The sequence below is a fragment of the Pseudomonas fluvialis genome (genome assembly GCF_002234375.1).
Classification (GTDB): Bacteria; Pseudomonadota; Gammaproteobacteria; order Pseudomonadales; family Pseudomonadaceae; genus Aquipseudomonas; species Aquipseudomonas fluvialis.
In genome coordinates this window covers 1-24880 of record NZ_NMQV01000034.1, presented here as the reverse complement: position 1 = coordinate 24880, position 24880 = coordinate 1, and the positions used below count along the sequence as shown (strand labels likewise).

Below are 24880 nucleotides of genomic sequence, written 5' to 3'. Positions count from 1 at the left end.
GCTCTGAAAAACTGCACCTTGTTCCATGGAAACCTCCCCGGGATATGCCTTGCGTATATCCCATTGTGTCAATCAAGCGGGATATGTCAACGGCATATCCCCAACTAGCCATCCACCTACCACCATAACCGCCCGGTCAGCCTTGTGCTGGCTGGGCGTTTTTATGCCTGCAGGAGAAACATGATGAAAGCCACTTCATTGAACCGCAGCCCCAGCAAACCCCGCCCAGCCCTACGCCTGATCAGCACCAAGGAGCTGCCGCGCGAAGACTGGCTGCAGATCCGCAAGCAAGGTATTGGCAGTTCGGACGCTGCCGCAGCCGTAGGACTGAACCCCTACAAGTCGCAACTGGAGCTGTGGATTGAAAAGACCGGTCGCGATGCCGGCATGCCGAAGGCTGATCCTCAGGATGAGGAAAGCCCGATGTACTGGGGCAACGTGCTGGAGCCCATCGTGGCCTGGCATTACAGCAAGCGCACGAAGAACAAGGTGCGGCGCATCAACGCCGTACTGCAGCATCCTGATCCGGAGTTGCCCTGGATGCTGGCTAACATCGACCGCGAGGTAATCGGGGCGGACGATGTGCAGATCCTGGAATGCAAGACAGCCGGCATAAACGGGGCACGCCTCTGGAAAGAGGGCGTGCCTGAGTATGTGCAGTTGCAGGTGATGCACCAGCTCGCCGTCACCGGCAAGCAGGCGGCGGATGTGGCCGTGCTGCTGGGTGGCCAGACGCTGGAGATCCACCGTATCGAACGGGACGAGCAGATGATCGCTCGCCTGATCGAGCTGGAGCGCAAATTCTGGCACTACGTTGAGACGGATACGCCACCGCCGGCTGACGGCACGGCTTCGGCCGAGTCGGCGCTGCGCTGCCTCTACCCGGAGGACAACGGCCAGGTCGTCGACTTCAGCCAGCATGCGGGGCTTTCTGCTGCGTACATCGAGCTGAAAGCCGTGCGTCAGTCGATTGCCGACAAAGAGAAGCGCGAGGCTGAACTGAAGCAGATCCTGCAGCAAGCCATGGGCGATGCTAGTCGGGCGGAGTTCTCCAGCGGCTACGTCTCCTGGCGCAAGGCCAAGGACAGCATCGGTCTCGATGTCGTGCAGTTGCTCCAGGACAAGCCCTACCTGCAGGCCAAGTACCCACTGCTGAAACCGGGTGCACGGCGCTTCCTGGTCGGCTGAAACCCAGCACTTCCATCCCCTCCCTCCCCTTGGCCAGCCCATGCAGTTCGCGCTGCGTGGCTGGCCTTTTTTTCATTTCCAGGAGACTCACCATGCTCAAAGGTCTGGCTATCACTCCACCAGTACTCGGGCGGATTTCCATCGGTAAGGTCATCGAGAAGAACGGCAAACGGCTGCCGGAGAAGGATGACCAGTTCACCATCACGTCCCAGGTGCAGGGCAAGGACGGCTGGCTGTTGCACCCACTCAATGATGAGCTGCGCGAAGGCAAGGACGACAAGCTGCGCAGTATTCCGGTACGCCTGCTGTTCAACGAGCCGGAGCTGAACTTCAGGGCTGACTACACGCTGTTCGACCGGCAATCGGGGCGACCAGTCTGCATCGGCAATGGCGAGACCTGCAAACGGGTTACCCAGGACGGCATGCAGTCGATGCCTTGCCCGTCGCCGGATGCCTGCCCACTGGCGAAAGGCGGTGCCTGCAAGCCCTACGGCCGACTGAACGTGGTCATTGGCGATGAGGATCCGCTGGGCAGCTTCGTGTTCCGTACCACCGGCTTCAACAGCATCCGCACCCTCGCCGCTCGTCTGCATTACTTCCAGGCAATCTCGGGTAATCGCTTGGCCTGTTTGCCGCTGGAGCTGCGTCTGCGTGGTAAGTCGACACGACAGAGCCATGGCACGCCGATCTTTTACGCCGATCTGACGGTACGCGGCGGCATGGACATGGCTGAAGCACTGGTGACAGCCAGCGAACTCGATTCGCGGCGCCAGGCTGCGGGCTTCAATCAGGTCGCTTTGGATGAGGCGGCACGACGCGGCTTCGGCAACGGAGCCTTCGAAGACAGCGAGGAGGATGTCGGCGCCATCGTCGAGGAGTTCTACCCCACCGAAGAAACCCCACCTCCAACCACCACCACTCCCCAGCGCTCAACGAAAGCCAGCCTGACCGAGAAGCTGGACGCACAAGCTCAGCGTCATACCCCCCCAGATTAATCACCATGAAGGAGCCCCACATGCGCCTGCACAAACTGAAGGCCTGTGAAGCGACCGGCACCTACCTGGCCGAGTCGCCGCTCACGGAAACCGACATTCTGCTGATGGCTCGGCAATTGGCCACTCTGCGCCTGCGCCGGGGACGAGCACTGACGTCGCCTCAGGAGGTGTTCAGCCACCTGCAGGCCCTGCTGGCCGACTACGAGCACGAAGTTTTCGCCCTGCTCATGCTCGACAGTTGCCACCGAGTAATCGCCTTCCAGGAGATGTTTCGGGGCACGCTCGACGGCGCCAGCGTTTACCCCAGAGAGGTCGTCAAGATCGCCCTGAAATACAACGCTGCGGCCATGGTCCTGGTACACAACCATCCTTCCGGCAACCCAGACCCCAGTCAAGCTGATCGCATCCTCACCAAGAAACTGCAGGAGGCGCTGAACCTGGTTGGTGTGCGCACGCTGGATCACATCGTCGTGGGCCGCGAAGGTTGCGTGTCGCTGGCGGAACAGGGTTATCTGTGAGGTAAGCAAACAATGAAACTATTACGTATCCTGGCGGCAGCAGCCATGTTCGCCGGCATCCTGGCCGGGTGCCTGGCACTGTTGCTGTTGGTGCTTCTGATGGTGCGATTCCCGCCAATACTCATTGCGGTATTGGCGTCCTTGTTGCCGAACAGGGCCAGCGCATCGTTGGTTTCCTGCTCCAGGTTGCGGAAGGAAACGATGTTGCCGTAGGTCTTCACCGAGTTGAGGATGCGGTTGGTGCGCGAATACGCCTGGATCAGGCCATGCGCCTTGAGGTTCTTGTCCACCCACAGGGTGTTCAGCGTGGTGGCGTCGAAGCCGGTCAGGAACATGTTGACCACGATGACCAGGTCCAGCTCGCGCTTCTTCAGGCGCTGCGACAGATCCTTGTAGTAGTTCTGAAACTTGTCCGCCGAGGTGTCGAAGCTGGTGGCGAACAGCGCGTTGTAATCCTTGATCGCGGCATCCAGAAAATCCCGCGAGCTTTGATCCAGCCCCTCGGCCTCGAACTCCTCCTCGCCAAGCAGGCCGTCTTCGTCGTCCTCGTTGGCGGCAAAGCTGTAGATCAGCCCAACCTTAAGCTGCTGGGCCTCGGGCAGCGCCTGCTGCTGCGCGGAAAATTCCGCGTAGTAACGCTTGGCCGCATCAATCGAGGCACAGGCAAACAGCGAGTTGAAGCCTGCTACTCGCTTGCCGTCATGGCGATAGGTGCTGGCGCGCTTGGTCTTCTGATCAAAATGCTCGCGGATATAACCGACGATCTGGCTGATACGCTCCGGCGCCAGCAGGGCGCGCTCGGTGTCGATGGCCGAGACCTGCTTGTCCTTGATCCGCGCCTGCATCTTGAGGGTGTTGATGTAGTCGATGCGAAACGGCAGGACGTTCTTGTCGTTGATCGCATCGACGATGGTGTAGGTGTGCAGCTTGTCGCCAAAGGCCTGCTCGGTGGTGCGGCGCAGTGGGTTGCCGCCGGTTGCCGAGTTCTTCGCAAAGATCGGCGTACCAGTGAAACCGAACAGGTGGTAGTCCGCCTCGGCTGCGCCCGAGACAGTGGTGCTGCGGTTCTCGCGCGCCCCCCTTTTTCCAGCACCGCTGGCGGCTCTGGTCGCTCGAATGGAGGTCGAGTCGACCATCCAGGTGTCCAGATCGATCAGGCCATCTTCACGCAGGCGCAAATGCAAGTGCCGTAGAACCTGCTCGAAGGTGCCGTTATCGCGCCATTGCCTGAAGCGCTGGTACACCGTTTTCCAAGGGCCATAGCGCTCGGGTAGGTCGCGCCATTTGGCGCCCGAGCACAGAATCCAGAAGATGCCGTTGAGCATCTGGCGATCATCCCGCCTGGGGCGCCCCATGTGCTGAGGCGGTGAAACGATGGCTTCGATCATCGCCCAGCGCTGGGCGGAAATTTCATAACGGCCTGACATGGCTGGGCTCAAAGCGATGGGGACGCGATTTTAGCCAGACAGACTTTTCAGACAAACCCTAGGGTGTCGAGCACCGCCATGGGGGCGGTCAGGGGAGCGGAAGGTTTGATCGTCACCACCTGCAACAGGCTGGCGGTCTTGCATTCCTGTCCCGTCTTGCTGGGCTTGCCATGCTCGGCGGAGCTGTCCATGTCCTGGCAGCAGTAGGGCGTCATATCCATGGTGTCCGCCATGATCGCTTGCATTGGGCAGGGTTCCACCGGCGCCTACACCCCTGCCATCCCTGCAAAGGGAAGCGCCAGGCTGATCAGGAAAATCAGGCAGAGCCGCAGGGAACGTTTCATGGACGGGAGTTTAGTTCCGCTCCGTGGCGCCCACAATTCATGCTCTGCTCTCCGCTGCCCGGGGCAATCGGCGTGGGATGGCAGGCATGCGCTACTTTTCCTTCTCGTCTGAATCATTGCGCTCTGTTACGTGATGGCTGTGGCTGCCATGGTGATGACCGAACAGGTGCATGAACGGGCAGAGTAGAAGGATCAGGTAGGGCAGCAAGCCTGCCGCATGGGCGTAGTGTTCTCGGGCCAGGTAGAACAGCGCAATGACAGCGAGCATGCCCAGGACAATGCCGGGCTTGCTGCGCCAGAAGGAGCCGCTGGGTTCGCTGGGGGAGCTGGTATGGCGCATGACAGGGGATTCCTGAAAGAAACGACGTCCAGTGGGCACTGCTTTTCAAGAAAGGGGGCAACGCCCAGACAGAAACATTTCCAGTCCTATCCTAGACCGCCAAGGCTGACAGCAAGCTGAGCGCAGCATTACATTTCGCACAGCTTCAGGAATAAGCGGTGATGTAGTGGGTGGACCCAGCTACCGCTGATGGGAGGTGCCTCCTGAATGTGCGCAGCGCACGTGATTGCCCTCGCTCGTTTCGCCCTCGCATAACGGCTGCGACAATTCGTGGAGGATGCCGCAGCGGGCGGCGGTACTCGGCTCGTTGCAGCACTCGCGCAAGCTCTTGAGCTGTAGCTCCAGCTGGCGGAGCTCCTCGATGCGCGCTGTGACATGGCCGATGTGCGTGTCCAGTAGGGCGTTCACATCGGCGCAGTGTTCGCTGGGGGCATCCTTGAAGTGGAGCAGTCCCCGAATCTCGGCGTGTGTCATGTCCAGCATGCGGCAACGGCGAATGAAGGACAGCCTTTCGACATGCGCTTTAGTGTAGATGCGAAAGTTGCCGTCGCTGCGGGCGGGCGAGGCGAGTAGCCCCACGCGTTCGTAGTAGCGGATGGTTTCGACCTGGGTGCCCGTGGTTCTGGCCAGCTCACCGATTTTCACGTTGCTCTCCGATAACTGGATCTGGTGACTCCTACTTGCAGCATAGGCTCTTGACTCTGTAGTCGCTACAGGTTGTTTACTCGTGCCCAACGTCAGGCTTGGGGGTACAGCATGGGTGAGTGCAATGCTGTTGGGTGCGGTTGTTCCACTACGTCGTTAGCGGAACCGAAGAGTCTTGCCAGCGGGACGGGAAAGGTCGTGCAGTACCGCATCGACAACATGGACTGTCCCACCGAGGAGCGACTGATTCGCGGCAAGCTTGAGCCGCTCGCCGGAGTGACAGGGTTGGAGTTCAACCTGATGCAGCGCACGCTGACGGTGAACCATCAGCTCGATTCGTTGGAACCGGTCGAAGCTGGATTGCGCGCCATCGGCATGCAGGCCCTGCGTCTTGCCCCGCCAGCCGAGCAGGTGTGCACGGTGTTGACCATCGCGAAGATGTGTTGCCCCACCGAGGAACGGCTGATTCGCGACAAGCTGACCGGAATGCCTGGCGTCGAGTCACTGGACTTCAATCTGCTGCAACGCCGTTTGACGGTCACGCACCGTCCCGAAAGCCTGAATGCCATCTTGGGCGCGCTGACATCCATCGGCCTCGAAGCCAGTGTCGAGCCGAGCGTTGCCAACGGCACTGCCGAACCGTCTACCGGCACCCACCATTGGTGGCCACTGGCCGTGGCGGGCGTGAGTGCGATCCTGGCCGAGGTCGTGCACTGGTTGAGCGGTGGCAATCACTGGCTGGTCGTGGCGCTTTCCGTGCTGGCGATTGGTGTAGGCGGACTCTCAACCTACAAGAAAGGCTGGATTGCCCTCAGGAACCGCAACCTGAACATCAACGCGCTGATGTCGATTGCCGTTACCGGGGCGATGCTCATCGGCGAATGGCCGGAGGCGGCCATGGTGATGTTCCTGTTCGCCCTAGCCGAGGTGATCGAGGCCAGATCGCTCGACCGTGCGCGCAACGCGATTCGCAGCCTGATGGAACTCGCTCCGGAAACGGCCACCGTCCAGCAGCCGGATGGCAGTTGGTTGGGGGTGCCCGCCAGGCAGGTAGCGGTGGGGGCCATAGTGCGTCTGCGACCAGGTGAGCGAGTCGCTCTGGATGGCGTGGTGACCCAGGGGCATTCGACCGTGAACCAGGCTCCGATCACCGGCGAGAGTTTGCCGGTGGACAAGAGCCTGGGTGACAGCGTGTTTGCCGGTACGATCAACGAGACGGGGTCGTTCGAATTTCGAGTGACGGCCGAAGCCAGTCACTCGACGTTATCCCGGATCATTCATGCCGTCGAATCCGCCCAAGGGAGTCGGGCGCCGACGCAGCGCTTCGTCGACCGCTTCGCGCGGATCTATACGCCGGCAGTGTTCCTGATCGCCTGGCTGACAGCGGTGATACCGCCGTTGTTCTTGTCCGGCGAGTGGATGGACTGGATCTACAAGTCGCTGGTGCTGCTGGTGATTGCCTGCCCCTGTGCGCTGGTGATCTCCACGCCAGTATCCATCGTCAGCGGCCTAACTGCGGCCGCCCGCAAGGGCATTCTCATCAAGGGCGGTGTGTACCTTGAGGAGGGGCGCAAGCTAGCCACGCTGGCACTCGACAAGACAGGCACCATCACCCATGGCAAACCGGTGCAGACGGACTTCATGTCTTTGCGCGGAGACGAGGCTCGGGTTCACTCTCTGGCGGCCAGCCTCGCTGCGCGCTCGGATCATCCGGTGTCGCAAGCCGTCGCCCGCGCGGCAAACGAAGCCGGCTTGACGTTATACCCGGTGGCCGATCTGGCTGCCATTCTGGGGCGTGGTGTGCGTGGTCGTATCGACGATCATCTGTACCAGCTGGGCAACCACCGACTGATCGAGGAGCTGGGGCTGTGCTCGGAAGCTATCGAGGCGCAGCTTTTTGCCCTGGAGCGTCAAGGCAAGTCGGTGGTGCTGCTGGTCAACCAGCACGAAGTCCTGGGCATTTTCGCGGTGGCCGACACGGTGCGAGAAACCAGTCGCGAAGCGATCAGTGAGCTGCACGCCCTCGGGGTGAAAACCCTGATGCTCAGCGGCGACAACATCCATACCGCCGAAACCATTGCCCGCTCGGTCGGCATCGACGAGGCTCGAGGTGGGCTGCTGCCGGAAGACAAGCTCAAGACCATCGAAGGGCTGATGACGAGCGACAAGGCCGGTGCGGTCGGCATGGTGGGGGACGGGATCAACGATGCGCCCGCGCTGGCCCGGGCGAGCATTGGCTTCGCCATGGGGGCGGCGGGTACGGATACCGCCATCGAGACGGCAGACGTTGCGCTGATGGACGACGACCTGCGCAAGATTCCCGCATTCATCCGGATTTCGCGGGCGACCACAACGGTGCTGCGTCAGAACATCGCTTTAGCCCTCGGGATCAAGGCGGTCTTCCTGCTGCTGACGTTCACCGGGCAGGCTACTCTGTGGATGGCGGTGTTTGCCGACATGGGGGCGAGTTTGCTGGTGGTAGCCAACGGGCTTCGGTTGCTGCGCAAGTAGAGGGTTTGCGTGCTCCTGCGCTCAACGAGTGCCGATCCATGGGTGCAAGCCAGGCTGGAAAATGCGGGCCGTCGGTCCCGTCAGGTTTTCTTGCCAGACTGCAGCTGTTAAGATTTCACATAACCAATCTATCTACGATCAAGTACTTATGCGCCGTTGGCTAACGATTCTCCTGCTGGTGATGATGCCGCTGCAGCTCGGTTGGGCTGCATTGGGTAGCTATTGCCAGCACGAATCGGGTAACCAGACGAAGCATTTCGGTCACCACTTCCATCAGCACCAAAGCCAGGCGGGAAGCGAGGACGACGACGGTCCCGATCCCCAAAGCGGCAAGAACCTGCATGGCGATTGCAACGCCTGCGTTTCCGCTGGCCTCACGCCGATCTTTTCCGATGCTGCCCTGTTCGATGTGAACAGCTCGTCAGCTGGCAAAACAGGGTTCCAGGCTCATCCGCTGTCCCGGCCATCCTCTCCGCCTGAGCGCCCTGCCTGGGCCCGCCTCGCCTGATCGGCGAGGCGACTCCTCTCTCCCTGCCCCGTCCAATGACCATCGTCACCGACGATGAGCGTTGGCGTGCCGCGAGCCAGCTGATGGCGTCTCGCCGATTCCCCGTGAGCTTTTTCATCACTGGAGAGTCGGGATGTTCCCAAGCAAAACCAGAAAATGGCTGCCCTGTGCCTTGCTCGTGCTGGCCACCGGCAGTTCGTTGGCGCAGACAGCGCCAAGTGCTTCCAGCCTGCAGTCGGTCACTGCCGGTCCTTTATCGCTGAAGCAAGCCTTCGATACCGCGTGGGCGCGTCAGCCCGAAGCGGAGTCCTCGTCTGCGCGTCGTGAGGCGGCCACTGCCCGTCGAGCTGTCGCCGACAGCTGGACCGCCGAGCCCATGGCCCTGGAGCTGTCGAGCAAAGGCGACCAGCTCAATGGCAACGATGGCAGCCGCGAGCACAATGTCGGCCTCGCCATCCCCCTGTGGCTGCCCGGTGAGCGCTCGCGTACGGGCGCCGTGGCCGAGGCCGAGGCCCAGTCCACCGCCAGTCGCGCCTCGGCTGCGCAGTTGCGCACTGCTGCTGAAGTGCGCGAGGCGTACTGGCAGTGGCAACGCAGCCGGGTCGAAGCGAGCCTGGCCAGCGAGCGCGAGGGCAATGCCCGGCAGCTCGCTGCCGATGTCGCCAAGCGGGTCAAGTCGGGCGAGCTGGCCCTGGCCGATCAGCACCAGGCCGAGGGTGCTGCGGCTTTGGCCGAGATCGAGGCGGCGCGAGCCAGGAGTGCGCTGACGACGGCTGCGCAGCAGTTGCGCAGCCTGATCGGCACCCTGCCGGTGGGACGCGAAGAGACTGCGCCTGGCGTTGCTGCCGGTGAGCCGGTACCCGCGCTGCCCGCCGACTTCTCTGTGCTGGATGCCCAGCATCCGACTGTGTCCGCACTGCTGGATCAGGCCGAGGTCGCCCGCCGCTCGGCCGAGCTGGCTCGCGTGCAGACCCGAGCCAATCCCGAGCTGACCTTGTCGACCAGCCGCGAACGCGAGCCGGGGGAGTCCTATGACGAAAGCCTCACCCTAGGCATTCGCATCCCCTTTGGTTCGGGCAGCCGCAATCGTGCCAAGCAAGCCACGGCCGAGGCCGAGGCCATCGAGGCCGAGGTGCAGGCGCGTCTGGCGCGTGAGCGCCTGCTCGGCGAGCTGGAGGCCGCCCGGCTGGCGTTCGAATCCGCCCGCGCCCAAATGACGGCTGCCGAGAAGCGTGCCCGGCTCGCCCAGGAGTCGCGTGGTTTCTTCGAAAAATCCTTCCGTCTCGGCGAAACCGATCTGCCGACGCGCCTGCGTATCGAACTCGAGGCGACCGACGCCAAGCGTCAGGCCGCCCTGGCCCGACTCGATCAGGCGGCGGCGATCTCCTCGCTGCGTCAGGCACTGGGTCTGCTGCCCGAATAAGCCCGGAACGAACCTACAGGACTGCAAAAATGACACTGTTTCCAAGGCTGACAGCCTTCACTGTAGCGATCTTGATCGCTGCCGCCCCCCTGGCCACTCAAGCCGGCGAGGGGCATGACCATGGCGAAGCACCGGCCACTCCGACAGGGTCGGCCCTGCCGCGTTTCGCAGCGACTTCCGACACCTTCGAGCTGGTCGGCGTGCTCGATGGCCACGACCTCACCCTGTGGCTCGACCATGCAGCCGATAACAGTCCGGTCGAGGGCGCGAGCCTCGAACTGGAGATTGGCGGCGTCAAGGTCGAGGCCGAGCAGCACGAAGCCGGCGAGTTTGAGGCCGAGCTGGCGGCAGAGCCCGAGGAGGGCGAGATCGCCATCAAGGCCAAGGTCGTCGTCGGCCAGCGCACGGAGCTGCTGAGCGGTGATCTGGATATCCACGAAGAGCACGCCGAAGAGTCTGCATCTGGCGCCTCTTGGGGTACCTATGGTGCCTGGGGGGCCGGCGGGCTGGTTCTGCTCGCCTTGCTGGGTTGGGCTATGCGCCGCGCCCGTGTCGCTCCTCGTCATTCGTGAAGGTGTTCCATGAAAGCTAATTTTCTGATTTCCGCGGTGTGCTTGGCTCTGCTGTCCCTGACCTCGCCAGCCTGGGCTGGCGAAGGGCATGACCATGGCGAAGAAGCGCCTGCAACCAACGGAAACGGCCCGCAGCGACTGCCCGACGGCAGCGTATTCCTGCCCAAGCCGGCGCAACGCCAGATCGGGGTGCGTACCTTGCCGCTCGAGACGGCCGAGTTGCCGCGCTCGCTGGAGTTGGCCGGCAAGGTGGTGATGGACCCCAATGCCGGCGGCATGGTTCAGGCCGTGCTGGCTGGGCGCCTCGTGGCTGGACCGCGCGGCTTTCCCAGCGTCGGGCAGGTGGTGAAAAAAGGTGAGGTGCTGGCCTATGTCGTAGCGACCGGCGATGTCCTCGAACGGGCCAATCAGGCTGCGCAGCTGGCCCAACTGCGGGCGGCCAAGGGCCTTGCCGACCAGCGCCTGGCGCGCTTGCGCGAGCTGGCCGATACGGTGCCGCGCAAGGATATCGAGGCAGCGGCCAGCGAGGCCGCGAGTCTGGGGGCGCAAATCGCTGCGCTGAGTTCGGGCGTCAATGCGCGGGACGCACTGGTTGCGCCGGTTTCCGGGGTGATTGCCTCGACCAATGCCGTCGCCGGCCAGGTCGTCGACGCCCGCGAACTGGTGTTCGAGGTAGTCGATCCCTCCCGTCTGCGTATCGAAGCGCTGGCCTACGACCTGAACCAAGCGGCCGATGTGGCGGGAGCCACTCTGGCGGTGGGCAGCGAACGTGTGTCGCTGACCTTCATCGGCGCGGCCCGCAGCCTGCGCGATCAGGCCCTGCCGATGCTGTTCCAGGGCGAGGGCAGCGCCTTGTCCCGGCTTGCCGTGGGGCAGCCGGTGAAAGTCTTCGTGCAGACCGCCAGTCGTACCCAGGGCATCCGGGTTCCAGCAGCGTCGCTGATGAAGAATGCTGCCAACCAGAATGTCGTCTGGGTCAAGACCGCCCCGGAGCACTTCGTGCCGCGCCCGGTCACCTTTGCCGCGCTGGACGGGGTATCCGTGGTGGTGACCAGTGGGCTTGCCTCTGGGGATCGTGTCGTGACGCAGGCCGCCAGCCTGATCAACCAAATTCGCTGAAGGGAGCCTGACCCATGTTCAAGTGGCTCCTCGACAACAGCCTCGGCAACCGCCTGCTGGTGATCATCGCCAGCCTGGTGCTGATGGCTTACGGCGCATTCACACTGTCACGCATGCCCGTGGACGTCTTTCCCGATCTGAACAAGCCCACGGTCACCATCATGACCGAGGCTGGCGGCATGGCCGCCGAAGAGGTCGAGCAACTGATCACCTTCCCGCTGGAGACCACGATGAACGGTCTACCCGGCGTGGAGAGCGTGCGCTCGGTCTCCAGCAGCGGGCTGTCGTTCATTTACGTCACCTTCGACTGGAGCACGGAGATTTTTCGGGCCCGGCAGATGGTGTCGGAGCGGCTCTCCGCGATGGAGGAAGGCTTGCCACCGGGCGTGATCCCGCGCATGGGACCGATCAGCTCCATCATGGGCGAGATCATGCAGATCGCGATCCCCATCGATGCGGACAAGACCACCCCGATGCAGGTGCGCGAGTTCGCCGACTGGGTGCTGCGTCCGCGCCTGATGGCGATCCCCGGTGTTGCTCAGGTGATCCCGATTGGCGGTGAGGTCCGCCAGTTCCAGGTCCAGCCCGACACGGCGCGCATGGCCGAGCTGGGTATCAGCCATACGCAACTGGAGGAGGCGCTCAAGGGCTATTCGTCGAACACTTCCGGCGGCTTCCTTGAACTCAATGGACGCGAGTACCTGATTCGCAACCTGGGGCGGACGTCGAGTCTGGAGGATCTGTCGAGCCTGGCTATCACGGCTCGTAACGGCCAGCCGATCCTGCTGCGGCAGATCGCCGAAGTGACCTTTGCCGCGGCCCTGAAGCGCGGCGACGCCGGCTTCGAAGGCAAGGCCGCGGTGATCCTCGGCATCCAGAAACAACCGACGGCCGATACCATCCAGCTGACCCGCTCCATCGAGGCGGCGCTGGGGGCAATGCGCAAGTCGCTGCCGGCCGGAATGGAGGCCCCCCAAGTCACCTTCCGCCAGGCCAGTTTCATCGAGGCCTCGATCAGCACCCTGCAGGGCAAGCTGATCGGCGCCTCGGTGTTCGTCGCGGCGATCCTGTTCTTCTTCCTCGGCACGCTGCGGCCCACCATCATCGCGCTGACGGCCATTCCGGTGTCGATCTTCATCACCGGTCTGGTGTTCAAGTACTTCGGCCTGTCGATCAACACGATGACCCTCGGTGGTCTGGCCATCGCCATCGGCGGCCTGGTCGACGATGCCGTGGTGGGCGTGGAGAACGTGCTGCGCCGGCTGAAGGTGGAGCGGGCCAAGCACCCAGAGCACCGCCTGCACCCGCTGGAACTGGTGGGGCACGCGACCATGGAGGTGCGTTCGGCCATCCTCTACGCCACCATCATCATCGTGCTGGTGTTCCTGCCGCTGTTCGCCCTGCCGGGTATGGAAGGGCGGCTGTTCGTACCGCTGGGGATCGCCTTCATCGTCTCGACCCTGGCCTCGCTGGTGGTTTCGGTGACCGTCACCCCGGTGCTGTCCTTCTATCTGCTGCCGCAGATGAAGTCGCTGGAGCATGGCGACACCAAGCTGCTGGCTTGGCTGAAAAGCCGCTATCGCAGCAGCTTGCAAGCCGTCCTGCAGCGTCCGAAGGCAGCTGTAGTCGTAGCTGGCATTGCCGTGTTGATCGCGGCAGCGAGCGTGCCGTTCTTCCCGAAGACCTTCCTGCCGCCGTTCAACGAGGGCACCTTGCTGATCGGCCTGCGTCTGAACCCCGGTGTGACTCTGGCGGAGTCCTCGGCGCTGGCCCAGCAGGCCGAGCAGTTGGTCATGCAAGTGCCGGAAGTGACCCACGTCGGTCGCCGCAGCGGCCGCGCGGAGCTGGATGAGCACGCCGAGGGTGTGCACGTCAGCGAGCTGGATGTCGGTCTCAAGCCGGCCGCCGAGCTGACCCGCTCGATGGATGAGATCACCGGCGACATCCGTTCGCGGCTGGTCAATCTGCCGGCGGCCATCGGCATAGGTCAGCCGATCTCGCACCGCATCGACCACATGTTGTCCGGTGTGCGCTCGCAGATCGCCATCAAGATCTTCGGCGAGGATCTGGATACCCTGCGGGGTCAGGCGGATGCCCTGCGCAGCAAGCTGGCGGATATTCCCGGCATCGCCGACCTGGAAATCGAGAAGCAGGTGCTGGCTCCGCAGATCAAGGTGCGCATCGACTACGCCGCCGCCGCCCAGTACGGCGTGCCCGCGCCGCAGATCCTGGCGACGCTGGAGAGCCTGGTCGAGGGCGAGAAGGTCACCCAGATCGTCGAGGGTGGCCGGCGTTTCGCCCTGGTGGTGCGTCTGCCCGAAACGGCGCGTTCGGCGGAGGGGCTGAGCAACATCCTGTTCGAGACCCCGACCGGTCGGGTGCCGCTGTCGCGGATCGCCAGCATCGAGGACGGCGACGGCCCGAACCAGATCAGTCGCGACGACGGCAAGCGTCGCATCGTGCTGTCGGCCAACGCCCAAGGGCGCCCGCTGTCGGAGATCGTTGAAGACATCCGCAAGGTGGTCGACGAGACCAAGCTGCCGGAAGGCTACTTCATCACCCTGGGCGGCCAATTCCAGGCTCAGGAGGAAGCGTCGCGTCTGGTCGGCCTGCTGTCCATCGTCTCGCTGATCCTGATGTTCGTGGTGCTCTACAGCCGCTACAAATCGGCAATCCTGTCGGCGCTGATCATGGTCAACATCCCGCTGGCCCTGGTCGGCGCGGTGCTCGGCCTGTGGTTGTCGGGGCAGCCGCTGTCGATTGCTGCGCTGATCGGCTTCATCACCCTGGCCGGTATCTCGGTGCGCAACGGCATCCTCAAGGTCAGCCACTACATCAACCTGATGCGCATCGAGGGCGAGAACTTCGACCACGCGATGATCCTGCGTGGCTCCCTCGAGCGGCTGAGTCCGGTGCTGATGACCGCTCTGGTCACCGCCTTCGCCCTAGCGCCCCTGCTGTTCGAGGCCGAGCGTCCGGGTACGGAAGTCCTCCATCCGGTGGCGGTGGTGATCTTCTCCGGCCTGATCAGCTCGACCCTCCTCGATACCTACCTGACCCCGGTGATGTTCTGGCTGTTCGGCCGCAAGGACACCGAGCGCCTGATGGCCGAGCGTGAAGTGGGGGCTTTCTGATGGATCACCTCATTTTTCATCGCAATCACAGCCCTCCGGGGCGGTATTGCGTACCACAACATAACCGTGTTTGCCGACAAGTGATCCGGAAGCCGAAGTCGCTGAAGCAGCACTCGTCAAATTACCGAAGTGATAGAGGAATTCAAATGAAAACCCTGAAAGCAATTTTGGCCATCTCGATGTTTACCGTCTCTTCCTTCGCAATGTCGGCTGGTTTCGATAGAGATCCTGGCAGGCTCATCGAGGAGAACCAACGCGCCATGGAAGCGTATGCCGCAGAGCTCGGGAAACCCGCTCCGAAAGTGGAGAAGTATCGCTATGGCATGGAGCTCGATGTAGTCAAGGTGATCAGTGTGACACGCAAGGCCAAGGTCTGTGGCGTCGTGCCTGCTCGGATGACCTTCCTCGACTCGAAGGGCGCGCTCCAGACGGTTGAGTACCAAACAGTCGGAGGAGGATGCCCGCGCGGCTGAGCGAGGATCTGCTGACAAGCCGCCTACAAATGGCCCCACCTAATGTAAGGAGCGGCTAACTGCAGCCGTGTGGTTGAAAGTGTTTTCGTCTGGGCGTTGCCCCTTCCCAGACACTCGGCGTCCCAGTGGCGCCGATTTTTTGGGAATCTCCTATGGGATTTATGATCCCGACAAGCCCTTCTGAAACCGCCAATCTGGGAGGAATCGTCATGTTTCAAGTCAATGGGATGGCTGTCCGCTGCTGTCCTCATTACATAAGGAGGGACCTATGAGTACGTCATCATCTTCCGGATCTTGGCCACTGCTTCTACTCGCCTGGCTGGTGGCGCTGCTGTCGAGCCTCTCCGCCCTATTTATCGGTGAGGTGATGGGTCATGCCCCCTGCGTACTGTGCTGGTTCCAGCGCACCTTCATGTTCCCACTGGCAGTGATCCTGGCCATTGCCTGCTACCGCTCGGACTTCGCCATCTGGCGTTACGCCCTGCCGCTGGCCGGCAGCGGCGTGGCACTGGCCTTCGTCCACACGCTGCTTTACGCGGGGCTGATTCCCCAGCCGATCCAGCCCTGCACGGCCACAGGACCGTCCTGCTCGGGCGCCGGCATGACCATCTTCGGCGGTGTGCCGCTGCCGATGTTGGCCCTGTTCGCTTTCGTCCTGATCGCCATCCTGCTCCTTGTCATTCGCTGGAGAACTACCCCATGAACCGCCGTGCCCTGGTCCTGATCATCAGCGTGGCAATCCTGGCCATGTTTGCCGTGGCCGTTTTCCTCTACCCACAGGTCACGCCGTCGCAACCGCCGCAGCAGGCCCAAGGGCCTGCCCAGATGCCAATGGACGCGCCCAATGGAGGCAACCTGGTCCGCTTCCACTCGCCGGTATTCGGCCCAGCACAGGCGCCGGTGACCATCGTCGAGTTCTTCGACCCCTCCTGCGAGGCGTGCCGAGCCTTCTACCCGTATGTAAAGAAGATCCTCGCCGAGAACCCTAACGACGTGCGACTGGTGCTGCGCTACGTACTGTTCCACCAGGGCTCCGAGGAGGTGGCTCGCATGCTGGAGGCCGCGCGCAAGCAGAACCTTTACTCGCAGGTGTTGGAGGCCGTTCTCGCTGCCCAGCCGGACTGGCACGACGACCCCAGGGTGGCCGCAGCTTGGGCCGCCGCCGAGAGCTCCGGTCTGGATGTGGAGAAGGCCCGCGCAGACATGCATGCGCCCGGCGTCGACGCTGTGCTGGAGACGGACATGCAGGACGTCAAGGCAGTGGGTATCCGGGGCACCCCGACCTTCTTCGTCAATGGCCACGCGCTGGACAAATTCGGCCCCGAGCCACTGCGCGATCTGGTGCGCAGCGAAGTCGCCAAGGCCAGGAACTGACACCAAGGGTGCGCTGATAGAGCTTACAGTCCACCACCTGCCGGGAGTCGCGTCGGTATCCTGCGAGTGGTGCTGCCGGGATGGCACCGATGACATCCGCCGAGCCGTCACCAGGGGCTTGGCACTTTACCGTTGTACGCGCTGACTGGCTCATGAAGAGTCCTCGAGCTGGGTCACCAATGCCACATTTTACTCCCTAGGCCTTTCACTGATGACCTCTCGACCCCCGGGAGCACTCACCATGATCAGTCGCTATCTTGCCGGCCTGCTGCTTGGCCTCACGTCAGCAGCAAGCGCCGCCGACTCATCCAGTTGCTATAACATCGCAGACGCTGACGCCAGAACCTACTGCCTGGCTCTGGCCCACAATGACCCCGGTCGCTGCTATGCAATCCAAGACTCCGCTTTACGTAGCCGCTGCCTGGCTGAGATACGGTAATGAGTACCGGCGAGATACAAGCACTGCTGATTGACCTAGACGGTCTAGCTCGCGAAACAGACCGCGCGGAAAGAGGGATTTTGCGCAAAGCTCAAGATCGACTCTGCCAGCTATCTGATCAACCAGGCAGCGAACCTGAAGAGCGCCTGCTGATGGAAGTGATCCACAAGGCACAGGCGGCGCTTGGAGCAAGCTCCTAGTCATCCACCCAGTGCCATAGAGACTCCCCAACCTAACCTGCCAGGGTTATTTGAGCCCAGCCGGGCCCAACGCAAGCGACAGTACTATGGGGAATCAGAGCCTACTTGCGTCGAAACCATGCTGGCCATTTCCGTAGACCTTGGTAGCAACCTTGCAGAGGTAGCTGGCCCTATAGAAAAAATCAGCCTGACTCTGCGGATCATTACGACGTAGGCAGTAGGCAGAATTGGCCGGTATCTCCACCAGCCCTCTGACGGCCTCCACTGATAAGCCCAAGGCACTTGCCCACGCCTGTTCGAGACGATTGAACATGTTGTCCCTTCCTGTCTCAAATTTACCGAGGGCATTAAACGCATCAAAATTCAGCAAAATAGCCATGTGATAGTGTGGCTTTCCATTCGACCCAACTTCCCGCGTCCATACGAATCGCACAACGCTGTCATGTGCATATTTGTTCTCTTGACGTGCATTTTTCCGATTATTGGAAATCTTCGCCTTGAGCGACTTTATAAAGCGCTCTATTACCTTATTAGTGCAATGGTCATCTGGGAGAGTGATTCCAACTGGAAACCTCAGGTCAATCCTAAAAGCCAACACTCTAGAGTACTGCTGAAGAGCACTATCAATCACACCACGAAGCTTTTCTAGATACTGCTGAAAAAATGGCCCCTTATCGCTCTGGACTGGCAGTCCACAATAGTCACCCCCATAATGAATGAGTAGATTTTTGTTTTGATGATGACGTAACATTACTTAACACCTCACTGTTAGATTCATATACTTCTAACAGCAAGTAGATTTTAACAGACATCAATCTTCAACCCTATGAATGGCACTTGTGGGTGCCATTCATATACCAGTAATCATACTACTAAAGCATACTACCAATACCGAGAAGAAAAACTCATAAAGTCCAGGAAATCAGACAAGCCCACACAGACAAACGCCATAAAAACTTCAAACTAACTACTCGCGTAAAATATCACCACAGCCGGGCTCGCCCCGACTGTGGTGACAACCAACTACTTACAAGAACAGCTGGTGCTTCACCTTAAGCAACTTCTTGAATATCTCGCTCTGCCACCCTCTCCAGTATCCATTCAGACACCTCACCCTCCAGCCAACCCACGCTTCTTCCTCCCAAGGGAATTGGCTTCGGAAACCAACTTTCGGAAACATACTTGTAAATTGTGGAGCGCCCGAGACCGGTCATCTCCATTACCTGCTGCAATCGAATTACTTTCATGATGAGCTCCTAACTTGACTCATCAGATCTGGCTTCCCCGTACTTTTTTACACGCCGCCAAGGCACCACCCATAGACGGCGAGGAACACCTACCGAACAACCACCCGCACAGCCCTTCTGCACCTGGCTTTCTCTGTAACTAGAAAGCGAGGCCGACGATCAAAGCCAGCTCCTGATCGCACGGCGCGGTAACGCACCCACCACCAACCTAGCCACAGGACACTGAATCGACCTGAAAAGACGATTCAGAACGCTGCCCCATCCGTTAGCCCCCATGTATACTGCGCCTACGACTGATTAAAACTTCTATGGAACCACTAAAATACACCCGAAACACAACATAAATTGGCCTGAAATACCACAGCAATTCTACTAGAGTTTAAATTATAAAGAGCTTACGTCATGGCTAGCGCAATCAACGACAGACTCCAGAAAACGCTGAACGGTCTCAATGTAGATAGCAGGCTAAGCACCTGGCTATGGCTCTTCCTGAAAAGCCAAGCCCCACACGCCAATCTCGGGGAGCTCGGCAGCCCTGCCATGCGAGACCGCATGGCAGATATCATCCAGAACACTCAATTAAACGCAGAGCTTATTGAGGCACAAAGCGCCTTATTCTTGCTGCCAGAAAAAGATTTAGAGTGGATAACAAACAACAAAAGACAAAATTTATTTATATCTAGAAAGCTTATTGAAAAACACGGTTATCAGCCCATCCTGCCGCCAACCAACTTGACGGGCAGAGCTTTTACCATTGCCATGGTGGACATATGGGCAATAGAAAAAACCCACAAGTCATGGAACATCAATCAAATAAAATTTGAATGGGAACAGCACTCGAGATTAGACCAGATATTCAAATGGTTTGATGGCAGCGACATCGAACAAAGACTAGAAACCGCATGGGAAATAACTAAAAAGAAATTTCCACTCCTGGCATACCAAGAAAACGCCCCAAAAGAAAAAGAAGAATTTATAATCTTGCTCGAAATCCAGTTCATTACCACATCAGATAAAATACTACTTATGGAGTCCATCAAGAAACGATGGAGCCAAAATAAATATCGAGCAAAATTAACAGGAAAAAAACAATACAACTTCATCCTATCTGAAAAGGCAATTAATCGCCTTGACAAGCTAGCAGGCAAATATGATTTAAGAAGAACCGAAGTACTGGAAATACTTCTTCAAATGGAAGAGGAAAAAGGAATTTATATTCCAGAAAGAAAAGCTCTAACGAAGTTAATTTAGTCAATTCGAATCAAACAGAAGCCAGATAATTTCAATAGGGGATGGTACGCTAATCCAGCCCCCCCCTAAATGAAACTCAACGGCGCCCCTTTGAAATATTCATATCAATATCATCAGCCCAGGCCTGCATCATCTGGCGTCGCTCATCCAGATATTCCGCCTGGTTGTAACTTGCGCGCACCTTGTTTCTCTCGGCATGCGCCAACTGACGCTCGATAACATCTGCGCGATATCCCATTTCGTTCAGCATTGTCGAAGCTGTTGCGCGGAAGCCATGAGCCGAAAAACCGATACTGTCCTTCCCATTGAATCCCATGCGCTCAAGCGCACGGTTCAGCGTCGTTGCCGTCATGCATTCGTTCGGATTGCGAAGGTTCGGGAAAAGCTGGCGACGACCGCCCGTATGGGTGGCTAGCTCACGGAGCAGTGCGACTGCCTGACTCGATAGAGGAACGATGTGCGGCTCACGCATCTTCATGCGCTCACCCGGGATTCGCCATTCAGCACGATCCAGGTCGAATTCAATCCACTCCGCCTTGCGCAGCTCTACAGTGCGAACGAATGTGAGCAGCATCAGACGTAGCGCGATTACCGTGGCTCTGTAGCCACCGTATTGCTCCAAGGCCTTAGAGAACTCCGCTATCTGATCACGGGTGAGCGGCTTGTGGTGCTGCACCCTGGGACGCTGGATAGCCCCCTTCAGGGCCGCAGCCGGGTCGGCATCTGCACGCAATGTCGCGACGGCATATCGAAACACTGCCGATGACCACTGCCTTACGAGCAAGGCAACTGTGGCGGCCCCTCGCCCTTCAATTCGATTGAGGATCTCAAGCAAATGCGCAGCAGAAACATTGCGTATCGGCAACTTCCCAACAAAGGGGAAGACGTCGGCTGCCATGAACCGCTCAACCTGCCGTAAGTAGTATGGCGTCCAACTTGGGGCTTTTTTCTTGATCCACTCGCGGGCAACCGCTTCGAAAGTGTTCGCATTGGCAGCGCTGTTAGCCAGTCGCTCAGCCTGCCGATTGTGCGATGGATGGATGCCCTGACGAATCAGCGGCTTGGCCTTTTCCCGCGCATCACGCGCATCGGCCAGGCCGATCTCCGGATAGCCACCAATTGCAAACACGTTCTCCTTACCGTCTATGCGATAGCGCAAACGCCATAGCTTGGTACCGGTCGGGCGAATCTCCAGGTAAAGCCCACCACCATCGGTGAGCTTGAGGGGTTTATCGCCAGCCTTAGTGTTGCGGATCTTGGCATCGGTAAGAGGCATAGTGCGGGTATCCGTACTTTGATACCCGCAACGATACCCGCATTATCCGTAGATTCCAACGGACGCCATGGACGCCAACGAACGTGAAACCCGCTTAAACATTGGGCTTGATGGGGATGCGTAGACGCCAACGGACACCACAAGAAGCCGATGCTGCTTATCGATCATCAGCAGCATGGTGGGGCCCCTTACTCTACGGACTGTTCGGCGAGGCTGACCGCGCGGAACATGGCGCGGCGCTTGTTCAGGGTCTCTTCCCATTCCAGGGCCGGCTGCGAGTCGGCAACGATGCCGGCGCCGGCCTGCACGTGCAGCTCACCGTCCTTGATCACCGCGGTACGAATGGCAATGGCCGTATCCATGTTGCCGTTCCACGCCCAGTAGCCTACAGCACCGCCGTACACGCCACGCTTGACCGGCTCCAGTTCATCGATGATTTCCATGGCGCGCACCTTGGGCGCACCGGACAGCGTGCCGGCCGGCAGGATGGCGCGCAGGGCATCCATCGCCGTGAGGCCGGCCTTGAGCTGCCCGGTCACGTTGGAAACGATGTGCATGACGTTGGAATAGCGTTCGATGACCATTTTCTCGGTCAGCCGCACACTGCCGGTCGCGGAAACCCGTCCGACATCATTGCGCCCCAGGTCGATCAGCATCAGGTGCTCGGCAATTTCCTTGGCGTCGGACAGCAGATCCTGCTCAAGCTCGATATCGGCCTCTTCGCTCGCGCCACGTGGGCGGGTGCCGGCGATCGGACGCACGGTGACCAGGCTGTCCTCGACGCGTACCAGCACTTCCGGCGACGAACCGACCACATGGAAGTCGCCGAAATTGAAGAAGTACATGTAGGGCGTCGGGTTGATGCAGCGCAGCGCGCGATACAGATCGATGGGCGCGGCACGGAACGGGATCGACATGCGCTGGGAGATCACCACCTGCATGCAGTCGCCAGCCAGGATGTACTCCTTGATGGCAGCCACTGCCGCCTCGTAGTCGTCGCGCTTGAAGCTGGAGATGAAGTCCGGCTCCTGGCCCGCAGGCTTGCTCAGGTCCACACCCAGACGCGGAGTGATCGGTTGACGCAGCTTGTTCAGCAACTCGCGCAACTGCGCCTGGCCACGTTCGAAAGCCTCGCCCTGTGTCGGGTCGACCAGCACGATGGCGTACAGCTTGCCCGACAGGTTGTCGAAGACCACCACGGCATCGGACACCATCAGCAGGATATCCGGAGTAGCCAAAGGATCCGGCTTGCTGACGGCGGCCAGCTTGCGCTCCACATAGCGCACGCTGTCGTAGCCAAAATAACCGACCAGGCCACCATTGAAACGCGGCAAGCCCTCGATGCTCGGCACCTGGTAACGCGCCTTGAACTGCTCGACAAAGGCCAGCGGATCGTCACTGTCGAGCTGTTCGACGATCTGGCCGTCGACACTCACCGTTACCTGGTGGCCATGCACGCGCAGTACGGTACGCGCCGGCAGGCCGATGATCGAATAGCGCCCCCATTTCTCGCCGCCCTGCACCGATTCGAGCAGGTAGGAGTTGGGCGCATCGGCGAGCTTCAGGTAAATCGACAGCGGCGTGTCGAAATCGCCCAGGGTTTCCAGGGCCATGGGAATGCGGTTGTAGCCGGCAGCGGCCAAACGCAGGAATTCTTCGCGGGTCATGATCAGCCTCGTGGCGTGAGGGTATTTCAGTCGTTAGCAAACAGGCCGGGCCAGCCGGCGGGCATGTATCAGGCGCGCCAGCGCCAGCGGGCCAGAGCCTTGAGGACATGCATCCACTGTTTGCGGGTAACCACCACGATCCGATCTCTGCAGGCGGGCTTGAAAGTTGCCAATCACACTACCCCAGCACCGTCGACGAAGCAACCAACTGGCGCAGGTCATCCAGCAGCAGGGCGGGCTGTTCCTCGGCAATCGGCCGGCCGTGGTTGTAGCCATAGCTCACCGCCACGCAGGGCACACCGGCAGCCCGGGCGGCCAGCACATCATTACGCGAGTCGCCGACAAACAGTGCCTGGCTCGCCGCTACGCCGGCCTTTTCCAGCACCCAGTTAAGCGCGGCCGGATCAGGTTTCTGCACCGGCAGGCTGTCGCCACCCAGTATCCAGCGGAAGTAACCGGCCAGGCCTTTTTCCTCCAGCAAGGGTGCCACAAAGCGCTCCGGCTTGTTGGTGACCAGCGCCAGCGCAATGCCTTGCGCGGCAAGCCAGTCGAGGCATTCGCGCACGCCCGGATAGACCGTGCTTAACGCATGACAATCGGCATAGGCAGCGAGGAACAGCTGGTGGGCCGGCGCCGCCTGTTCTTCGCTGATCAGCGCATGCTCCAAACCATCGGCCAGGGCGCGACGCACCAGCACCCTGGAGCCATTGCCCACCCAGTCGCGCACCTTGCCTACCCCTGCCGGCGCACGTCCCAGCTGCAGCAACATCCGGTCGATGGCCGCTGCCAAATCCGGCACCGAATCCAGCAGGGTGCCATCCAGGTCGAACATCACCAGGCGCGGCAGCCCGCCGGCGAACAGCTGGCGCAATGTGTTCACCCGCGCACCTGAGCCAGCTCGCCACGCATGGCGTCGATCACGGCTTTATAGTCCGGCTGGTTGAAGATGGCCGAACCGGCGACGAAGGTATCCGCGCCCGCCTCGGCAATCGCGCGGATATTCTGCACATTGACGCCGCCGTCGATCTCCAGGCGAATCTCACGGCCACTGGCATCGATCAGCGCGCGGGCTTCACGCAGCTTGTCGAGGGTGCCGGGGATGAACTTCTGCCCGCCGAAACCGGGGTTGACGCTCATCAGCAGGATCATGTCGACCTTGTCCATCACGTACTTGAGCACATCCAGCGGGGTAGCTGGGTTGAACACCAGACCGGCCTTGCAGCCGCCGTCACGGATCAGTTGCAGCGAACGGTCGATGTGCTCCGAGGCTTCCGGGTGGAAGGTGATGTAGGATGCGCCCGCCTCGATGAAGTCGCCGATGATGCGATCCACCGGTTTGACCATCAGGTGCGCATCGATCGGCGCGCTGATGCCGTACTTGCGCAACGCCGCGCAGACCATCGGACCGATGGTCAGGTTGGGCACATAGTGGTTGTCCATCACATCGAAGTGCACGATGTCGGCGCCAGCGGCAAGCACCTTGTCGACCTCTTCGCCCAGACGGGCGAAATCGGCAGAGAGAATGGACGGGGCAATGGCGAACGACTGCATGCGGCACCTCGGCAAATCACGGTAAGCGCGCATTGTACCCGCCCGACGACCTGCCTGGCAGCGCGTATAACGCAAGCACCCTGTTTGTCGCGGGTCGCCACCTGACAAACGCCCGGTCTGCTATTAGGCTGCCAAGTATCCACCGCGATCGGCTAGTAGCGAGATGCCCATGAACCTGAAACGCCTGATCCCCCTGGCCCTGATCCTCGGCCTGCACCCCGCGCAGGCCGAGGAGCCCAGCAACAGCGCTGAAAGCACCGGCGACAGCCAGGCAAGCGACACCCCCAGCAGCGTAGCGGCACGCCCGCCACTCCCGGAAGCCAGCGAACTGGTTCAGCAGACCCTGCAGGTTCGCCTGCCCGAGACAGAGCAGCAGTCTCTGCAGGCGGGAGATGAAACCTTCCTGGCCCTCTGGCAACCCGCTAATCAGGCCGAGGCAGCCGGCCTGGTCATCCTGCTGCCTGGCGATGGTGAAAGTGCCGACTGGCCACAAGCCATTGGCCCGCTGCGCCGCAAGCTGCCGGAAGCCGGCTGGCATACCCTGAGCCTGAGCCTGCCAGATCCCCAGCCAGCGCCACTCCCGGCCGCCGTACTGCCTCTTGCGCCGCCCCCCGCAACGACAAGCAGCGAGCAAACGCCGCCCGCCGAGCAGGCCCGCGAGACCGAGACCGAGACCGA

The 24880-nt window shown here is 60.7% G+C and carries 22 protein-coding genes and 5 pseudogenes; 16 read left to right on the top strand and 11 right to left on the bottom strand.

The annotated features are described in order from the left end of the window. The first annotated feature begins 183 nt into the window (after nucleotides 1-183). The 4 genes and pseudogenes from CFY91_RS14730 (at nucleotide 184) to CFY91_RS16260 (ending at nucleotide 2914) form a co-directional block, all read left to right on the top strand. On the top strand, nucleotides 184-1188 hold the full coding sequence (locus tag CFY91_RS14730; RefSeq protein ID WP_093987147.1) for a YqaJ viral recombinase family nuclease: 1005 nt from the start codon (nucleotides 184-186) through the stop codon (nucleotides 1186-1188). A gap of 92 nt (nucleotides 1189-1280) precedes the next feature. Further along, nucleotides 1281-2232: pseudogene (locus CFY91_RS14725) on the top strand (recombination directionality factor). After that, nucleotides 2204-2701 (top strand): RadC family protein, encoded by a 498-nt coding sequence (radC, locus tag CFY91_RS14720; protein ID WP_093987145.1) that lies wholly within the window; start codon nucleotides 2204-2206, stop codon nucleotides 2699-2701. Before CFY91_RS14725 ends, radC begins: the two are co-directional and overlap by 29 nt. Nucleotides 2702-2713: 12 nt before the next feature. Beyond that, complete coding sequence (locus CFY91_RS16260; protein WP_093987149.1) at nucleotides 2714-2914, top strand: hypothetical protein; 201 nt, start codon at nucleotides 2714-2716, stop codon at nucleotides 2912-2914. On the opposite strand, the pseudogene CFY91_RS16485 reads toward CFY91_RS16260, so the two are convergent. From CFY91_RS16485 to cadR, 5 genes and pseudogenes are all read right to left on the bottom strand, one after another. Next, nucleotides 2899-3699, bottom strand: a pseudogene (locus CFY91_RS16485) (type I restriction enzyme subunit R domain-containing protein); the annotation flags it as partial. The gene CFY91_RS16260 and the pseudogene CFY91_RS16485 sit on opposite strands and share 16 nt — an antisense overlap. Next, nucleotides 3698-4128: pseudogene (locus CFY91_RS16250) on the bottom strand (IS5 family transposase); the annotation flags it as partial. The pseudogenes CFY91_RS16485 and CFY91_RS16250, both read right to left, overlap by 2 nt. Before the next feature lie 71 nt (nucleotides 4129-4199). Continuing rightward, nucleotides 4200-4472: pseudogene (locus tag CFY91_RS14700) on the bottom strand (hypothetical protein); the annotation flags it as partial. 91 nt (nucleotides 4473-4563) lie between these two features. Then, on the bottom strand, nucleotides 4564-4812 hold the full coding sequence (locus CFY91_RS14695) for a DUF2933 domain-containing protein (RefSeq protein ID WP_093987144.1): 249 nt from the start codon (nucleotides 4810-4812) through the stop codon (nucleotides 4564-4566). A gap of 180 nt (nucleotides 4813-4992) precedes the next feature. Then, entirely contained in the window at nucleotides 4993-5457 is a 465-nt protein-coding gene (gene cadR / locus CFY91_RS14690; RefSeq protein WP_093987143.1) for a Cd(II)/Pb(II)-responsive transcriptional regulator, read from the bottom strand. Between the two features lie 375 nt (nucleotides 5458-5832). Between cadR and CFY91_RS14685 the strand changes: the two genes are divergently transcribed. From CFY91_RS14685 to CFY91_RS15940, 10 genes are all read left to right on the top strand, one after another. Continuing rightward, on the top strand, nucleotides 5833-7968 hold the full coding sequence (locus tag CFY91_RS14685) for a heavy metal translocating P-type ATPase (RefSeq protein ID WP_443096544.1): 2136 nt from the start codon (nucleotides 5833-5835) through the stop codon (nucleotides 7966-7968). Nucleotides 7969-8116: 148 nt separating this feature from the next. Beyond that, nucleotides 8117-8476, top strand: coding sequence for a DUF2946 domain-containing protein (locus tag CFY91_RS14680; protein WP_093987148.1), 360 nt, complete (start codon nucleotides 8117-8119; stop codon nucleotides 8474-8476). Nucleotides 8477-8609: 133 nt separating this feature from the next. After that, on the top strand, nucleotides 8610-9899 hold the full coding sequence (locus CFY91_RS14675) for a TolC family protein (RefSeq protein ID WP_093987141.1): 1290 nt from the start codon (nucleotides 8610-8612) through the stop codon (nucleotides 9897-9899). Nucleotides 9900-9928: 29 nt separating this feature from the next. Continuing rightward, nucleotides 9929-10471 (top strand): hypothetical protein, encoded by a 543-nt coding sequence (locus CFY91_RS14670; protein WP_093987140.1) that lies wholly within the window; start codon nucleotides 9929-9931, stop codon nucleotides 10469-10471. Between the two features lie 9 nt (nucleotides 10472-10480). Further along, nucleotides 10481-11590: an efflux RND transporter periplasmic adaptor subunit gene (locus CFY91_RS14665; protein ID WP_090212125.1), complete on the top strand. Its 1110-nt coding sequence runs from the start codon at nucleotides 10481-10483 to the stop codon at nucleotides 11588-11590. Between the two features lie 14 nt (nucleotides 11591-11604). Beyond that, nucleotides 11605-14724, top strand: a complete 3120-nt coding sequence (locus CFY91_RS14660; protein ID WP_093987139.1) for an efflux RND transporter permease subunit — start codon at nucleotides 11605-11607, stop codon at nucleotides 14722-14724. 146 nt (nucleotides 14725-14870) lie between these two features. After that, complete coding sequence (locus CFY91_RS14655) at nucleotides 14871-15197, top strand: DUF2790 domain-containing protein (RefSeq protein WP_093987138.1); 327 nt, start codon at nucleotides 14871-14873, stop codon at nucleotides 15195-15197. Between the two features lie 268 nt (nucleotides 15198-15465). Further along, nucleotides 15466-15900 carry a disulfide bond formation protein B gene (locus tag CFY91_RS14650; protein ID WP_090351962.1) on the top strand — a complete coding sequence of 145 codons (435 nt, stop codon included), beginning with the start codon at nucleotides 15466-15468 and terminating at the stop codon, nucleotides 15898-15900. Next, entirely contained in the window at nucleotides 15897-16571 is a 675-nt protein-coding gene (locus CFY91_RS14645) for a DsbA family protein (RefSeq protein ID WP_090351964.1), read from the top strand. Before CFY91_RS14650 ends, CFY91_RS14645 begins: the two co-directional genes overlap by 4 nt. 438 nt (nucleotides 16572-17009) lie before the next feature. Further along, nucleotides 17010-17210, top strand: a complete 201-nt coding sequence (locus CFY91_RS15940) for a hypothetical protein (protein WP_133063701.1) — start codon at nucleotides 17010-17012, stop codon at nucleotides 17208-17210. Nucleotides 17211-17304: 94 nt separating this feature from the next. Here CFY91_RS15940 and CFY91_RS14635 read toward each other — a convergent pair whose 3' ends face one another. Both CFY91_RS14635 and CFY91_RS14630 read right to left on the bottom strand, forming a co-directional pair. Further along, nucleotides 17305-17961, bottom strand: coding sequence for an inovirus Gp2 family protein (locus tag CFY91_RS14635; protein ID WP_093987136.1), 657 nt, complete (start codon nucleotides 17959-17961; stop codon nucleotides 17305-17307). Between the two features lie 301 nt (nucleotides 17962-18262). Further along, a complete protein-coding gene (locus CFY91_RS14630) occupies nucleotides 18263-18457 on the bottom strand; it encodes an AlpA family transcriptional regulator (protein ID WP_003279762.1) in 195 nt (64 codons plus the stop codon). Between the two features lie 402 nt (nucleotides 18458-18859). Here CFY91_RS14630 and CFY91_RS14625 point away from each other — a divergent pair, with 402 nt between their 5' ends. After that, on the top strand, nucleotides 18860-19708 hold the full coding sequence (locus CFY91_RS14625; protein ID WP_093987135.1) for a hypothetical protein: 849 nt from the start codon (nucleotides 18860-18862) through the stop codon (nucleotides 19706-19708). A gap of 76 nt (nucleotides 19709-19784) precedes the next feature. On the opposite strand, the gene CFY91_RS14620 is transcribed toward CFY91_RS14625, so the two are convergent. From CFY91_RS14620 to rpe, 4 genes and pseudogenes are all read right to left on the bottom strand, one after another. Then, nucleotides 19785-20984, bottom strand: a complete 1200-nt coding sequence (locus tag CFY91_RS14620; RefSeq protein ID WP_093987134.1) for a tyrosine-type recombinase/integrase — start codon at nucleotides 20982-20984, stop codon at nucleotides 19785-19787. A gap of 188 nt (nucleotides 20985-21172) precedes the next feature. Further along, entirely contained in the window at nucleotides 21173-22651 is a 1479-nt protein-coding gene (trpE, locus tag CFY91_RS14615) for an anthranilate synthase component I (RefSeq protein ID WP_093987133.1), read from the bottom strand. Nucleotides 22652-22719: 68 nt separating this feature from the next. Beyond that, nucleotides 22720-23531 (bottom strand): annotated as a pseudogene (locus tag CFY91_RS14610) (phosphoglycolate phosphatase). Further along, a complete protein-coding gene (gene rpe, locus CFY91_RS14605) occupies nucleotides 23528-24202 on the bottom strand; it encodes a ribulose-phosphate 3-epimerase (RefSeq protein ID WP_093987132.1) in 675 nt (224 codons plus the stop codon). The pseudogene CFY91_RS14610 and the gene rpe overlap by 4 nt, the downstream one beginning before the upstream one ends. A 169-nt stretch (nucleotides 24203-24371) precedes the next feature. Here rpe and CFY91_RS14600 point away from each other — a divergent pair. Beyond that, nucleotides 24372-24880, top strand: a 509-nt coding sequence (locus tag CFY91_RS14600) for a DUF3530 family protein (protein ID WP_133063700.1), incomplete at its 3' end; no start/stop codon positions are given.

Coding starts and splice junctions, on each gene's coding strand:
- CFY91_RS14730 (WP_093987147.1), top strand. CDS start 184: ATGAAAGCCACTTCATTGAACCGCAGCCCCAGCAAACCCCGCCCAGCC.
- radC (WP_093987145.1), top strand. CDS start 2,204: ATGCGCCTGCACAAACTGAAGGCCTGTGAAGCGACCGGCACCTACCTG.
- CFY91_RS16260 (WP_093987149.1), top strand. CDS start 2,714: ATGAAACTATTACGTATCCTGGCGGCAGCAGCCATGTTCGCCGGCATC.
- CFY91_RS14695 (WP_093987144.1), bottom strand. CDS start 4,812: ATGCGCCATACCAGCTCCCCCAGCGAACCCAGCGGCTCCTTCTGGCGC.
- CFY91_RS14685 (WP_443096544.1), top strand. CDS start 5,833: ATGCAGGCCCTGCGTCTTGCCCCGCCAGCCGAGCAGGTGTGCACGGTG.
- CFY91_RS14680 (WP_093987148.1), top strand. CDS start 8,117: ATGCGCCGTTGGCTAACGATTCTCCTGCTGGTGATGATGCCGCTGCAG.
- CFY91_RS14675 (WP_093987141.1), top strand. CDS start 8,610: ATGTTCCCAAGCAAAACCAGAAAATGGCTGCCCTGTGCCTTGCTCGTG.
- CFY91_RS14670 (WP_093987140.1), top strand. CDS start 9,929: ATGACACTGTTTCCAAGGCTGACAGCCTTCACTGTAGCGATCTTGATC.
- CFY91_RS14665 (WP_090212125.1), top strand. CDS start 10,481: ATGAAAGCTAATTTTCTGATTTCCGCGGTGTGCTTGGCTCTGCTGTCC.
- CFY91_RS14660 (WP_093987139.1), top strand. CDS start 11,605: ATGTTCAAGTGGCTCCTCGACAACAGCCTCGGCAACCGCCTGCTGGTG.
- CFY91_RS14655 (WP_093987138.1), top strand. CDS start 14,871: ATGAAAACCCTGAAAGCAATTTTGGCCATCTCGATGTTTACCGTCTCT.
- CFY91_RS14650 (WP_090351962.1), top strand. CDS start 15,466: ATGAGTACGTCATCATCTTCCGGATCTTGGCCACTGCTTCTACTCGCC.
- CFY91_RS14645 (WP_090351964.1), top strand. CDS start 15,897: ATGAACCGCCGTGCCCTGGTCCTGATCATCAGCGTGGCAATCCTGGCC.
- CFY91_RS15940 (WP_133063701.1), top strand. CDS start 17,010: ATGAGTACCGGCGAGATACAAGCACTGCTGATTGACCTAGACGGTCTA.
- CFY91_RS14635 (WP_093987136.1), bottom strand. CDS start 17,961: ATGTTACGTCATCATCAAAACAAAAATCTACTCATTCATTATGGGGGT.
- CFY91_RS14630 (WP_003279762.1), bottom strand. CDS start 18,457: ATGAAAGTAATTCGATTGCAGCAGGTAATGGAGATGACCGGTCTCGGG.
- CFY91_RS14625 (WP_093987135.1), top strand. CDS start 18,860: ATGGCTAGCGCAATCAACGACAGACTCCAGAAAACGCTGAACGGTCTC.
- CFY91_RS14620 (WP_093987134.1), bottom strand. CDS start 20,984: ATGCCTCTTACCGATGCCAAGATCCGCAACACTAAGGCTGGCGATAAA.
- trpE (WP_093987133.1), bottom strand. CDS start 22,651: ATGACCCGCGAAGAATTCCTGCGTTTGGCCGCTGCCGGCTACAACCGC.
- rpe (WP_093987132.1), bottom strand. CDS start 24,202: ATGCAGTCGTTCGCCATTGCCCCGTCCATTCTCTCTGCCGATTTCGCC.